Origin of the sequence: Streptomyces sp. NPDC001668 (genome assembly GCF_042893155.1) — a bacterium.
Taxonomy (GTDB): domain Bacteria; phylum Actinomycetota; class Actinomycetes; order Streptomycetales; family Streptomycetaceae; genus Streptomyces.
In genome coordinates this window covers 540,417-551,369 of record NZ_JBIAUQ010000003.1, presented here as the reverse complement: position 1 = coordinate 551,369, position 10,953 = coordinate 540,417, and the positions used below count along the sequence as shown (strand labels likewise).

The 10,953-nt window shown below is 71.6% G+C and carries 12 protein-coding genes; 9 read left to right on the top strand and 3 right to left on the bottom strand.

Features of this window, described 5'->3' with window-relative positions; genetic code table 11:
- The first annotated feature begins 2 nt into the window (after window positions 1–2).
- The 3 genes from ACFYZ8_RS12220 to ACFYZ8_RS12210 all read left to right on the top strand — a co-directional run bounded on the left by ACFYZ8_RS12220 (window position 3) and on the right by ACFYZ8_RS12210 (window position 3,114).
- Window positions 3–1,406, top strand: a complete 1,404-nt coding sequence (locus ACFYZ8_RS12220) for a dipeptidase (protein WP_388534703.1) — start codon at window positions 3–5, stop codon at window positions 1,404–1,406.
- A 156-nt stretch (window positions 1,407–1,562) separates the two neighbouring features.
- Window positions 1,563–2,507, top strand: coding sequence for an NAD(+) diphosphatase (gene nudC / locus ACFYZ8_RS12215; protein WP_388534700.1), 945 nt, complete (start codon window positions 1,563–1,565; stop codon window positions 2,505–2,507).
- Window positions 2,508–2,517: 10 nt separating this feature from the next.
- A complete protein-coding gene (locus ACFYZ8_RS12210; protein WP_359030240.1) occupies window positions 2,518–3,114 on the top strand; it encodes a class I SAM-dependent methyltransferase in 597 nt (198 codons plus the stop codon).
- A gap of 48 nt (window positions 3,115–3,162) precedes the next feature.
- On the opposite strand, the gene ACFYZ8_RS12205 is transcribed toward ACFYZ8_RS12210, so the two are convergent.
- On the bottom strand, window positions 3,163–3,405 hold the full coding sequence (locus ACFYZ8_RS12205; protein ID WP_037719776.1) for a mycoredoxin: 243 nt from the start codon (window positions 3,403–3,405) through the stop codon (window positions 3,163–3,165).
- Between the two features lie 181 nt (window positions 3,406–3,586).
- Between ACFYZ8_RS12205 and ACFYZ8_RS12200 the strand changes: the two genes are divergently transcribed.
- The 5 genes from ACFYZ8_RS12200 to ACFYZ8_RS12180 all read left to right on the top strand — a co-directional run bounded on the left by ACFYZ8_RS12200 (window position 3,587) and on the right by ACFYZ8_RS12180 (window position 7,449).
- The gene (locus ACFYZ8_RS12200; RefSeq protein ID WP_388534696.1) at window positions 3,587–5,782 is read left to right on the top strand and encodes an ATP-dependent DNA helicase UvrD2; all 2,196 of its coding nucleotides are present in this window, start codon (window positions 3,587–3,589) and stop codon (window positions 5,780–5,782) included.
- Between the two features lie 169 nt (window positions 5,783–5,951).
- Window positions 5,952–6,275, top strand: a complete 324-nt coding sequence (locus ACFYZ8_RS12195) for a hypothetical protein (protein WP_359030242.1) — start codon at window positions 5,952–5,954, stop codon at window positions 6,273–6,275.
- Between the two features lie 175 nt (window positions 6,276–6,450).
- Window positions 6,451–6,819: a WhiB family transcriptional regulator gene (locus ACFYZ8_RS12190; protein ID WP_359030243.1), complete on the top strand. Its 369-nt coding sequence runs from the start codon at window positions 6,451–6,453 to the stop codon at window positions 6,817–6,819.
- On the top strand, window positions 6,816–7,142 hold the full coding sequence (locus tag ACFYZ8_RS12185; protein ID WP_359030244.1) for a hypothetical protein: 327 nt from the start codon (window positions 6,816–6,818) through the stop codon (window positions 7,140–7,142). Before ACFYZ8_RS12190 ends, ACFYZ8_RS12185 begins: the two co-directional genes overlap by 4 nt.
- 103 nt (window positions 7,143–7,245) lie before the next feature.
- Window positions 7,246–7,449: a hypothetical protein gene (locus tag ACFYZ8_RS12180; protein ID WP_359030245.1), complete on the top strand. Its 204-nt coding sequence runs from the start codon at window positions 7,246–7,248 to the stop codon at window positions 7,447–7,449.
- 10 nt (window positions 7,450–7,459) lie between these two features.
- On the opposite strand, the gene ACFYZ8_RS12175 is transcribed toward ACFYZ8_RS12180, so the two are convergent.
- A complete protein-coding gene (locus ACFYZ8_RS12175) occupies window positions 7,460–8,830 on the bottom strand; it encodes an ABC1 kinase family protein (RefSeq protein WP_388534692.1) in 1,371 nt (456 codons plus the stop codon).
- Complete coding sequence (locus ACFYZ8_RS12170; RefSeq protein WP_388535072.1) at window positions 8,823–10,040, bottom strand: TOMM precursor leader peptide-binding protein; 1,218 nt, start codon at window positions 10,038–10,040, stop codon at window positions 8,823–8,825. Before ACFYZ8_RS12170 ends, ACFYZ8_RS12175 begins: the two co-directional genes overlap by 8 nt.
- A 261-nt stretch (window positions 10,041–10,301) precedes the next feature.
- On the opposite strand from ACFYZ8_RS12170, the gene ACFYZ8_RS12165 reads away from it, so the two are divergent.
- Window positions 10,302–10,898, top strand: coding sequence for a M48 family metallopeptidase (locus tag ACFYZ8_RS12165; protein ID WP_359030247.1), 597 nt, complete (start codon window positions 10,302–10,304; stop codon window positions 10,896–10,898).
- Window positions 10,899–10,953: the final 55 nt, after the last annotated feature.

Below are 10,953 nucleotides of genomic sequence, written 5' to 3'. Positions count from 1 at the left end.
CCATGAGCCAGACCCCGGACAGCGCCGTCCGTACGTACATCGAGCAGCACCGCGCCGCCTTCCTCGACGACCTCGCCGAATGGCTGCGCATCCCGTCCGTCTCGGCCCAGCCCGACCACGGACCCGATGTACGCCGCAGCGCCGACTGGCTCGCCGCCAAGCTCCAGGAGACCGGCTTCCCCACGACCGAGGTCTGGGAGACCCCGGGCGCGCCCGCCGTCTTCGCCGACTGGCCCGCCGAGGACCCCGCCGCACCCACGGTCCTCGTCTACGGCCACCACGACGTACAGCCCGCCGCCCGCGAGGACGGCTGGGACAGCGACCCCTTCGAGCCGGTCGTCCGCGACAACCGCCTCCACGCGCGCGGGGCGGCCGACGACAAGGGCCAGGTCTTCTTCCACACCCTCGGCGTCCGCGCCCACCTCGCCGCCACCGGCCGCACCGCCCCCGCGGTGCATCTGAAGCTGCTGATCGAGGGCGAGGAGGAGTCCGGGTCCCCGCACTTCCGCGCGCTGGTCGAGGAGCGTGCCGACCGTCTCGCCGCTGACGCAGTGATCGTCTCCGACACCAGCATGTGGTCCGAGGACACCCCTACCGTGTGCACCGGTATGCGCGGTCTCGCAGAGTGCGAGATCCGTTTCCACGGCCCCGACCAGGACATCCACTCCGGCGCCTTCGGCGGCGCCGTGCCCAACCCGGCCACCGCCGTCGCCCGCCTGGTGGCCGCGCTTCACGACGAGCACGCGCGGGTGACGATCCCGGGCTTCTACGACGGCATCGTGGAGCTGACCGCGCGCGAGCGCGAACTCTTCGCCGAACTGCCCTTCGACGAGGAATGGTGGCTGGGCACCGCCAACTCGTACGCCGCCCACGGCGAGGCCGGGTACACCACCCTGGAGCGCGTCTGGGCCCGGCCGACCGCCGAGGTCAACGGCATCGGCGGCGGCTACCAAGGGCCCGGCAGCAAGACGATCATCCCGTCGTCGGCCATGGTGAAGCTTTCGTTCCGGCTGGTCGAGGGGCAGGACCCCGACCACATCCAGAAGGCCGTCCGGGCCTGGGTCCCCGATCAGGTGCCCGCCGGCATCCGGCACGAGATCACCTTCGCGCCTGCCACACGCCCGTGCCTGACCCCGCTCGACCACCCCGCGCTGCAGTCCGTGGTCCGCGCCCTGGGGCGTGCCTTCGAGAGCCCGGTCGGCTTCACGCGCATAGGCGGCTCCGGCCCCGCCGCCGACCTCCAGGAAATCCTCGGCGCACCCGTGCTCTTCCTCGGCATCTCCGTCCCCTCCGACGGCTGGCACGCGCCGAACGAGAAGGTCGAGCTCGATCTGCTGCTCAAGGGCGTCGAGACCTCCGCGTACCTGTGGGGTGATCTCGCCGAGCACTGGAGCCATGCGCCCTGACCGCCCCGCGCCGCCCGGACCGGCAGCGCGCGCGGGGCACACTGGAAGGGCCGCCCCGCACCGCGAAGCCCCACCGGACCCGGTCACCCTCCGCCGTACGTCCCGCCTGACCGCCCGTCGAAACAATCCGCTGCACCGGGGGAGTTGGAAGCACCCGTGACCACCTGGACCGACCACATCGCCGACCGTCCCGTCTCGCTCACCGCACCCAGCGGCATCGACCGCGCCGCGCACCACCGGCTCGACGAGGCCTGGCTCGCGGCGGCGTGGAGCCACCCCACGACCCGCTGCTTCGTGGTCTCCGGCGGTCAGGTCCTCATAGACGAGACACCGGACGGCCGTACCGAACTCGTCATGACCCCGTCCTTCGAGGCCCCCCTCACCGAGGCGCACCGCTACTTCCTCGGCATCGACGAGGACGGCGTCCGCTACTTCGCCCTCCAGAAGGACGCCCTGCCGGGCCGCATCGACCAGTCCGCGCGCCCTGCGGGCCTGCGCGAGGCCGGCCTGCTCCTGTCCGCGCGCGAGGCGGGCCTGATGGTGCACGCGGTCGGCCTGGAGAACTGGCAGCGCACCCACCGCTTCTGCTCCCGCTGCGGCGAGCGCACCGTCATCGCCGCGGCCGGGCACATCCGCCGCTGCCCCGCCTGTGGCGCCGAGCACTACCCGCGCACCGACCCGGCCGTGATCATGGCCGTCACGGACGACCAGGACCGCATCCTGCTCGGCCGTCAGGTGCACTGGCCGGAGGGCCGCTTCTCGACGCTGGCCGGTTTCGTCGAACCGGGCGAGTCCATCGAGCAGTCGGTACGGCGCGAGGTCTTCGAGGAGGCGGGCATCACCGTCGGCCCGGTCGAGTACGTCGCCAGCCAGCCCTGGCCGTTCCCCTCCAGCCTGATGCTCGGCTTCATGGCCCGCGCCACCTCCACCGACATCAACGTCGACGGCGACGAGATCCACGAGGCCCGCTGGTTCTCCCGCGACGACCTCCAGGCCGCCTTCGAGTCCGGCGAGGTCCTGCCGCCGTACGGCATCTCGATCGCGGCCCGTCTGATCGAGCTGTGGTACGGCAAGCCGCTGCCGACGAGGAGCTTCGTCTGAGAGGACCGGCATGCCCGACCCGTACTGGAACCACAACGTCCACTACCACCCCTGGGTACTCGACGCCGTCCCGGACGGCTGCCGACAGGCTCTGGACGTGGGGTGCGGGGACGGGCTGCTCGCCCGCAAGCTGGCGCGGAAGGCCGGGTCCGTCACGGGCGTGGACCGCTCACCGGAGATGATCCGGCAGGCGCGCGCGGCCACCCCCGGGAACATCAGGTTCCTGGAGGCGGACTACCTCGACGGAACGGCCCTCCCCGAGGGCGGCTACGACTTCGTCAGCGCGGTCGCCGTCGTGCACCACGCGCCCTTCGAGGACGCGGTCGACGGCCTGGTCCGGCTGCTGGCCCCCGGCGGACGGCTGGCCATCGTCGGTATGGCGTACAACGGGACCGCCCTGGACTGGGTCATCAGCGGCTGCGGTCTGCCCGGGAGCATGCTCATCAGACGCCTGAAGGGCGGCAGGCGCGCCCCGGCCGGCATGCCCATGGAGGACTCGGCCATGCACTGGGGCGAAGCCCGCAGGGCCGCCCGCCGCCTTCTGCCCGGCTGCCGTTACCGACGCCGACTGCTGTGGCGCTACACCGCGCTGTGGGACAAACCATAAAAAGGCGGTTCCTGAGCCGTCTCAGGAACCGCCTCCACGCCGCACCGCCTACGCGCTGATCTTCTGCTTCACCTGCGCCAGCGACGGGTTCGTGAGCGTGGAACCGTCGGCGAACAGCACCGTCGGAACCGTCTGGTTCCCGCCGTTCGCCTTCTCCACGAACGCCGCGGACGCCGGGTCCTGCTCGATGTTGATCTCGGTGTACGCGATGCCCTCGCGGTCCAGCTGCTTCTTCAGCCGCTGGCAGTAACCGCACCACGTGGTGCTGTACATCGTCACAGTGCCCTGCATGTCTCGCGCGCTCCTCGGGTGGCTCGGGAAAGGGTCGTCCAGGAGGGAACGCCTGCGAGCGGGATACCATTCCCGGCCCGCGGTGCCCGGCAGGGTGACGCCTGCCGCATTAGTACGACTGCGACTACCTGCCTGTGGACAACCGGCTCACCCGTCTCCGCCGACCTGGCAGCATGGCGGTGTGACAGCAGCAACGCACTCCACGCTCTTCCCGCGCACACCGGACTCGGCCGACGCGGTGCTCGAAGGGCTCGACCCCGAACAGCGCGAGGTGGCCACCGCCCTGCACGGGCCGGTGTGCGTGCTGGCGGGAGCCGGCACCGGCAAGACCCGGGCGATCACCCACCGCATCGCCTACGGGGTGCGGGCCGGCATCCTCCAGCCCTCCAGCGTGCTCGCCGTCACCTTCACCAACCGCGCCGCCGGAGAGATGCGCGGGCGACTGCGCCAGCTCGGCGCCGTGGGCGTCCAGGCGCGTACGTTCCACTCGGCGGCCCTGCGCCAGCTCCAGTACTTCTGGCCGAAAGCCGTCGGCGGCTCCATGCCCCGGCTCGTCGACCGCAAGATCCAGCTCGTCGCCGACGCGGCCGCCGCCTGCCGCATCCGCCTCGACCGCGGCGAGCTGAGGGACGTCACCGGCGAGATCGAGTGGTCCAAGGTCACCCAGACCGTGCCCTCCGACTACGCCCTCGCAGCCGCGAAGGCCGGCCGCGAGACCCCGCGCGCCGCGGCCGAGATCGCCCAGCTCTACGCCGCCTACGAGGACCTCAAGCGTGACCGTGCGGTCATCGACTTCGAGGACGTCCTGCTGCTGACCGTCGCCATCCTCCAGGACCGGCACGACATCGCCGACCAGGTCCGTTCCCAGTACCAGCACTTCGTCGTCGACGAGTACCAGGACGTCAGCCCCCTTCAGCAGCGGCTGCTGGAGCTGTGGCTGGGGCGGCGGGACAACCTGTGCGTCGTCGGCGACGCCAGTCAGACGATCTACTCCTTCACCGGCGCAACTCCCGACCATCTGCTCGACTTCCGCACCCGGCACCCCGGAGCCACCGTCGTCAAGCTGGTCCGCGACTACCGCTCCACCCCCCAGGTCGTTCATCTCGCCAACGGCCTGCTCGCCCAGGCCCGCGGCCGCGCCGCCGACCACCGGCTGGAACTGATCTCCCAGCGGCGGCCCGGACCCGAGCCCGTCTACACCGAGTACACCGACGAACCCGCTGAGGCCGAGGGCGCCGCCCGGCGCATCCGGGAGCTCATGGACGCGGGCGTCCGGGCCAGCGAGATCGCCGTCCTGTTCCGCACCAACTCCCAGTCTGAGACCTACGAACAGGCTCTCGCCGACGCCGGGGTGCCCTACCAGCTGCGCGGCGCCGAGCGGTTCTTCGACCGGCCCGAGGTGCGCAGGGCCATCGTCAACCTCCGGGGCGCGGCCCGCTTCGGCGGCAACGACTCCCGGCTGGACGACGCCGTCGACCTGCCCTCCCAGGTGCGTGCCGTGCTGTCGGGCGAAGGGTGGACCAGCGAGCCGCCCGCGGGCTCCGGGGCCGTCAGGGAGCGCTGGGAGTCGCTGGCCGCCCTGGTGAACCTCGCGCAGGACTTCGCGGCCGCGAGAGCCGGCGCCACCTTGAACGACCTCGTGGCCGAACTCGACGAGCGGGCCGGTGCCCAGCACGCCCCCACCGTCGAGGGCGTCACCCTCGCCTCCCTGCACTCGGCCAAGGGTCTGGAATGGGACGCCGTGTTCCTGGTCGGTGTCGCCGAGGGCATGATGCCGATCACCTACGCCAAGACCGACGAGCAGATCGAGGAGGAGCGCAGGCTCCTCTATGTCGGCGTCACCCGCGCCCGCGAGCGCCTCCATGTCTCCTGGTCGCTCTCCCGTTCGCCGGGCGGCCGCCCCAACCGCCGCCCCAGCCGCTTCCTCGACGGACTGCGCCCCGGTTCCACCGCCACCACGGGGCGAACGGCGGGCGGCGGCCCGGGAGGCGTCGAGCGCGGCTTCACCAGCCCGGTCGGCGCCGCCCCGAGACGCACCCAGCGCACCCCGGCGCGCTGCCGCGTGTGCGGGCGCACGCTCACCGACGCGGGCGAGATGAAGCTCATGCGGTGTGAGGACTGCCCCTCCGACATGGACGAGGGGCTCTACGAGCGGCTGCGTGACTGGCGTGCTGTGCAGGCGCAGCGCAGCGGACAGCCGGCGTTCTGCGTCTTCACGGACAAGACCCTGATGGCGATCGCCGAGGCCGTGCCCGACGACGAGCACGAGCTGGCGCGGATCCCGGGCGTCGGGCGGCGCAAGCTCACTCGCTACGGAGCCGATGTGCTGACCATCTGCGCAGGCCAGGAGGTTTCGGAGGAAGAAGACGAGGGCTGATCCCAACTCGTCGAAAAAATAGTTTGCGCATGCCCCAGCAATCCCCATAGGTTCTTAGCCACGGGGACGGAGGCCTTCTCGGAGGCCCCGATTCCGTGTTCTACTTGCATATCCGTCGGACAGCGGCTCGCGCCGCCGTCCCCAGAGACGCCGAGAGGAGGCGATTGAAGTGATCAGCATCAACAGCAGCAAGGCCGTCAAGACCGCCAAAATGACCGATCGCTCGGTCGTCTCCACGTGCATGCTCGGCGTTTCGAACCTGGGCACCGGTCTGTCCGGCATTCCTGCCGTGCGTCCGGCGTCCTCCGTGTCTCTCGCGGTCCTTCCGGTCCGTGAGCGCAATGAGCGACCGACCAAGGCACTGGAAGCGGTAGTGGCACAGGCGCATGCCTATGCCTTTGCGGCGGCCGGTGCCGGATTCCGGAAGCAGACGACGCAGCACCACCTGATGTGGGCCTTCCGTGGGCCAGAACCCTGGAGTGATCCAGCCTGATCGAAGATCAGGCCGGCGCCTTCAGGGCCGCGGAACCCCATCTGGGATCCGCGGCCCTTCTGTTTTCCCCGAACGGGGAGAGCGGTGCGAAGGGGCCTCGGGACAAGAAAAGAACCCGGTACCAAGCGACTACCGGTCCAACAGGGCCGGACCGAACAGACGAGGAAGACGAACCGTGCAACTCGAAGCGCACGCCCCGTCCGTACCGCCTTCCGAAACGATCCCCCCGCCCGGCCTCACGGAGGACTCCGCCTTGATCCCGCTCACCGCGCTCACCGCGCTCGACGACGCCATCGAGAACCTCGGCGTACCCGTCCCCTGCCGTTCCTACGACCCGGAGGTCTTCTTCGCCGAGTCGCCGGCCGACGTCGAGTACGCCAAGTCCCTCTGCCGCACCTGCCCGCTGATGGAGGCCTGCCTCGCCGGCGCCAAGGAGCGGCGTGAGCCCTGGGGCGTCTGGGGTGGGGAGCTGTTCGTCCAGGGTGTCGTCGTCGCCCGGAAGCGGCCGCGTGGTCGCCCGCGCAAGAACCCGGTCACGGCATGAACACCATCGCAGGAACGATCGACCGCCCCCTCACGAACGACCCCACGAAGCAGGCCCCGATGAAGCCGTCCACCAGCGAGCCCGCCGGCTCCGCGACCCCAGACTTCACCACCACCGACGCGAGCGACTCGCGTCAGAACAGGACCCGAGAGATGCAACTCATCCCAGAAGCCCTGGCTCGTGCGCATATGCACGACCGGCTGCAGGAGGCCGAGCAGGAACGCCTGGCGATCCGCCTGGTGACCGCCCGCCGGATGCAGCGCCGGGCCGAGCGCGCCTCCCTGCGTGCTCGCCGCGCGCTCGCCATGGCCGTCATGCAGTAACCCGACCCGCTAGTCACCCGCGGGGGCCGGTCCGTCCGAACGGACCGGCCCCCGCGGTGCGTTGTGCGCGCCCAACCGTCGGGCCCGGCGTTATCGTCGGCGAATGACGAGTCTTCCCGGAGACGACGGCGACGGCGTGGGAGAGCCGCGGCCCCTGGTGTGCGCCCGCTGCGGCACACGGGCCGAAGGTTCACAGCCCACCTGGACCTGTTCCGTGGAGAACGGTGTCCGTCAGTACTTCTGCGACACCTGCTCCCGGGAGAACCTCCGGGCCATCGAGGGGCGGCTCGACTCGGCCTGGTGGTAGCCGGGCCGGCTCACGCCTCCGCGGCCGAATCCTGCTCGTCTCCTTCTTCCTCCGGCACGAACCCCGGCAGCCACTCCTCCAGTTCCTCGCGCAGCCGGACCGTCGCGCCCAGCTGGCACAGGACGCCGATGGTGCTCAGGGTGACCCGGTGGATCAGGAGGTAGGCCGGGGGCAGATTGAGCTGTTTGCCCAGCTGGTGGGCGGGGGAGCGGGGGTCGGCGATCCGGGCGGCCTGGCTGCGCATCCAGCCGCGGGTGAAGGTGAACTCGTCGACCTCGGCCGGTTCGATGATCGGCAGGAGGTAGTCGAGGACCGCGTCGGGGTCCAGCTCTATGGACTCCTTGACGAAGCCCTCCGCGGAGAGGAGTGCGTAGACCGCCTCCGCCTCGCCGTCGAGCGTCATGCGCAGGCAGGTGCCGATGGTGTCCGGCAGGCCGCCCGGGAGCCGGTCGACCGTGCCGAAGTCCAGGACGCCCAGGCGCCAGTCCTCCTCGCCGTCCGGACCGCCGGGCAGGAGACGGAAGTTGCCCGGGTGCGGGTCGGCGTGCAGCAGGCCGGTGCGGCCGGGGCCGGAGAAGAGGAACCGGGCCAGGAGCTGGCCGGCGCGGTCGCGCTGCTCCTGGGTGCCGTCGGTGATCACCTCCGACAGCGGGACACCCTCCATCCACTCCGTGATCAGGACCTGGTCGCTCTGGTGGACCACCCCCGGCACCACGACGTCCGGATCGTCCGCGAACTCCTCGGCGTGGGCCTGCTGGGCCTGCGCCTCCAGGCCGTAGTCGAGCTCCTCCGAGACCCGGTCGCGCAGCTCGGCGATGAGGGGCTTGATGTCGATGCCGGGAACCAGGGGCCCCAGCAGGCGGGCGAAGCGGCCCAGTTGGTTCAGGTCGGACAGCAGGGCCTCGCCGGCCCCCGGGTACTGGACCTTGACCGCCACCTCCCGCCCGTCGTGCCACACGGCCCGGTGCACCTGGCCGATCGACGCCGCCGCGGCGGGCTTGTCGTCGAACTCGGCGAACAGGTCCTGCCAGTCCGCGCCCAGCCGCTCCTCGAGCACCGCGTGCACGGTGCGGGTCGGCATCGGAGGCGCCGCCTCCTGGAGCTTCGTCAGGGCCGCGCGGTACGGACCGGCGACCTCCTCGGGAAGCGCCGATTCGAAGACGGACAGGGCCTGGCCGAACTTCATGGCCCCGCCCTTGAGCTCCCCGAGCACCTTGAACAGCTGATCGGCGGTGCGCTGTTGCAGCTCGCGGCCGACGATCTCCGCGGACTCGCCCACGATCCGCTTGCCGAGTCCCCAGGTGGCCCGCCCGGCGAAGCCGAGCGGGAGCGCGGCGAGTTTGGCGGTCCGGGTGACCGCTTTCCGGGGAAGATCAGACATGCGCCCTCCAGGTCCCAGCCGGCCGTGGCGCGGTTGCCTTGCGGCACAACTCCTCCGACGACCGTTGCTCCGCCATTGTCTCGTGTGCAGCCTCCTCCTTGGAGGTGTGTTCTCCCTTACCTTTCTCCGCGGCTCCGCAGGGACAGGCGGGATGCGGCCAGACCGGCCGCGCGTGCCAGTTCAGGCCCGGCAGGGAGACCTCCCAGCGGGCGCCCGCGCTCGACGGGACCCGGCCGTCCAGGAAAGCGAGGGCGTGTGCGGCCGCGAGGCCGGCGACCGTGGTGGCCAGTGCCAGGTCGCAGGAGCGCGCCGGATGCCGTCTGCTGCCCGACCGCCACTGGGCGACCAGCCGGGGCCAGGCCTGGTCACGGTCGGTCCGCGTCTCGTGCAGACAGCCCGCGCAGCCCGTCTCGCCCGGCAGGACGAGCGGGCCGACCACGCCCGTCGCCTCGACCACACCGGCGTACAGATGCGGGGTGCCGGACCGGACGAAGGGCTCGCCGGTGGCCGGGGCCGGCGCGTGGACGTCGACGTCGTCCCGCGGGGCGAGGACGACCAGCGAGAACCCGGGGTCGTCCACCCCGGCCGAGGCCCGGGAGCCTTGGCGCGGCGGGCGTCCCGGAGCCGCCGCGGACACCGCACGGCGTGCGGCGACGTCCCTGCGGTCGCCGACGGAGCCGGCGGGCAGCCCGCCCGGGGCGATGTCCCCCGGCTCGACCCGGCCGCCGTCCAGCACGTCGACCTCCCCGACGCCGGCGCCCGAGAGCAGCGCGGCCAGTACCGCGCCGACCCGGCCCGCGCCCCTGACCTGCACGCGCAGTGAGCGGCGGGCGGCCAGGAGCCTCATCGCCTCGCCCGGCTCCGACGTGGTCAGGGAGAGGGACGCCAGGTCGGGTGCCAGCCGGTCGAGGACCTCTTTCCTCCCCCGCAGCGCGTCCGCCGCCGGTCCGCCGCCCCTGGCGTCGTCGACGAGCCCGGCTCGCGCCAGCCGCCCCACCAGGGTGTCGACATGACCCTCCGGCAGGTCCATCCGGCGCCCCTCCTCCCGCAGCAGCGCGAGACCGCGCGTGCCGTTGATCAGGTCGAGGAAACTGCCCGTCGCCGTGTCCATCGGACCCAGCGTCAGCGCGTGCGCCGGGGTCATCCCGAACTGCACGGTGTTGAGATCGCGCCAGCCGCGCCGGAGCGCGGGCTTCATCTGCGGCACCATCGTGTGCGCGAGCGGAACCACTGCTTGCATGACAGGCCCCCGTAGCCTTCGAAGATCGTCCCCGTCCGCCGCAAGTGCCCGGACGACGGTCGGTCGCGGCTGCGGCGGCGCTGCCAGCATGCCCGGACCCGTCCCTCACGTGCCGAAGGTTGTCCACAGGTGAGGGCCATTCGTCGTACAAATCAGACGCATGGTGGGGGATCGGAACCGAACCGTCCCGGAGTCGGGACTTCCCCCGTGTGCAGCGGGTAACGTCAGGGCGTGCCCGCCGACCCACTGCACAGCGCCGGAACACCACAGCGCAGCACGACGAGCCAGCCGCCGAGCGGCTCGGGGGCGAGCGCGATCGAGGTGCGCAGGAGCAGCCGTCGCCGACGGACGGTCTCCGCGTACCGCGAGGGCGATCGCACCGTCGTGCTCATCCCTGCCCGGATGTCCGAGGCGGAGGAGCAGCGCTGGGTCAGCGTCATGCTCGACAAGCTGGCCGCCCAGGAGAGCAAACGGCTCCTCGGCGACACCGAGCTCTCCGAGCGCGCCCAACGGCTCTCGGCCCAGTACTTCGAGGGCCGGGCACGGCCCACCTCGGTCCGCTGGGTGACCAACCAGAACACCCGCTGGGGCTCGTGCACCCCGTCCGAGGGAAGCATCCGGCTCTCGCACCGGCTTCAGGGCATGCCCGAGTACGTCGTGGACTACGTCCTTCTGCATGAGCTCGCGCATCTGCTCGTGCCCGGCCACGGGCCCCGTTTCTGGCGGTTGCTGGAGGCCTATCCGCGCACCGAGCGGGCCAAGGGCTATCTCGAAGGCGTGGTCGCCGCGGACCGGTTGCCGCACCTCCCGGGCACCCGCGAGGACTGACCGCCGCCTCGAACGGGTTTTTGTACCGGATCTGTACCGACCTCCACCGGTGTCC

Excerpts from the sequence above, each read along its gene's own strand:
- ACFYZ8_RS12220 (WP_388534703.1), top strand. The coding sequence starts at position 3 with ATGAGCCAGACCCCGGACAGCGCCGTCCGTACGTACATCGAGCAGCAC.
- ACFYZ8_RS12210 (WP_359030240.1), top strand. The coding sequence starts at position 2,518 with ATGCCCGACCCGTACTGGAACCACAACGTCCACTACCACCCCTGGGTA.
- ACFYZ8_RS12205 (WP_037719776.1), bottom strand. The coding sequence starts at position 3,405 with ATGCAGGGCACTGTGACGATGTACAGCACCACGTGGTGCGGTTACTGC.
- ACFYZ8_RS12185 (WP_359030244.1), top strand. The coding sequence starts at position 6,816 with ATGAACACCATCGCAGGAACGATCGACCGCCCCCTCACGAACGACCCC.
- ACFYZ8_RS12180 (WP_359030245.1), top strand. The coding sequence starts at position 7,246 with ATGACGAGTCTTCCCGGAGACGACGGCGACGGCGTGGGAGAGCCGCGG.
- ACFYZ8_RS12175 (WP_388534692.1), bottom strand. The coding sequence starts at position 8,830 with ATGTCTGATCTTCCCCGGAAAGCGGTCACCCGGACCGCCAAACTCGCC.
- ACFYZ8_RS12170 (WP_388535072.1), bottom strand. The coding sequence starts at position 10,040 with ATGGTGCCGCAGATGAAGCCCGCGCTCCGGCGCGGCTGGCGCGATCTC.